This is a genomic window from Corynebacterium sp. c25Ua_47 (assembly GCF_039907205.1).
Taxonomy (GTDB): Bacteria; Actinomycetota; Actinomycetes; order Mycobacteriales; family Mycobacteriaceae; genus Corynebacterium; species Corynebacterium hiratae.
The window spans coordinates 1-1,231 of record NZ_JASBOH010000032.1 but is presented as its reverse complement, the minus strand read 5'-3'; the positions used below and the strand labels follow the sequence as shown (position 1 = coordinate 1,231).

Below are 1,231 nucleotides of genomic sequence, written 5' to 3'. Positions count from 1 at the left end.
GGGGCGGATTCTCTCTACGGGGTTGTTTGGTCGTGTGGTTTTCGGGCATGCCTGCTAGCCGACTGGGTTTTCCCAGTCGGCTGTTTCGTTCTTGGTGTTTAGGCTGCGATTCCTTCCTGTTGTAAGGCGGGATCGCGGTAGCACTCGTGGTTGCGCATCATGGCGTAGAGGACGTTGAGCCGTCTGCGGGCTAGTGCCACTACTGCGGCGTTGTGTCTCTTGCCATCACGGCGCTTTCGTTCATAGAATTGCCGGGAACGCTCGTGGAATCTGATGGATGCAAAAGATGATTGCCATAGGGCGTTCTTTAATTTTTTATTGCCGGCACGGTTCAGTGAGTTCGACATGATCGAGGTTCCGGACTGATTCGTTCGGGGCGACAAACCAGCGTAAGAGGCCAAGTGCCCAGCTGACGGAAAGTCGGACATGTCGCCCGCGGTCATGAGAATTTGTGCTGCCGTCTTTGGTCCGATTCCTGGCATGGATAGCAGGATTTGAGTGTGGGGGATGTCGTTGATGAGCTCGATGACTTCCTGCTCGATTTGTTTGCGATGTTCGAGTTTTAAGAGTGCGTCTTTCGCCGACATTGCTATGCCCATTTCGGCATAGTGCGCACCTGCAATGGTGACTGTTTGCTCAGAGATAGCAGCGAATATGGCGAGGACAGGTTCGGGATTGCGTGCCTTATATCGTCGAGCAAAGGCAGCTGCCTTGGCTTTTCCGAGGCGTTTTATCTTGGTCGGTCCGCCGTAGCGTGCAAGTAGGTGCAGAACCCACTTGCGGTGGATTATCTGACCGCGAAGGGCCTGTTCGAATTGCGGGTAGCAGCCTACTAGTGCACTTCGAATCTGATTGATGAGCCTGGTGTAGGACCGCGCTAAGTCTTCGTCGATGCCGTTGAGGACTTTCAATTGGAGGAAGGCTTCTTCGACACGGTCGACGCTGCGGAGGGACTCCGGAAGGTTCTTTGCAGCGTGGGCAATGATATAGGCGTCCCGGATATCAGTTTTGGCATTGCCAGCGTGGATGCGTGAGAGTTGACGCATAGCCAAACCGGGAAGGTAGCGCACGTCGATTCCGATATCTTGAGCAACTGCGACAGTTAGTCGACCAATGTTATTTGGCTGGTCCACGACGACAAGGACTTTGTGGTCGTGTGCGCTGAACGTTGAAAACAGTGTGCGCAGGGATTTTTCGTTTTGGTTGATGCGCTTAGATAGCACCTGGGTGC

1 protein-coding gene is annotated in these 1,231 nt (G+C 53.9%); it reads right to left on the bottom strand.

Annotated features, from left to right (window positions below; all coding sequences use genetic code 11):
• Positions 1-98: 98 nt before the first annotated feature.
• On the bottom strand, positions 99-1,231 hold a 1,133-nt coding region (locus tag QKE52_RS13290), incomplete at its 5' end, for an IS110 family transposase (RefSeq protein WP_347949000.1).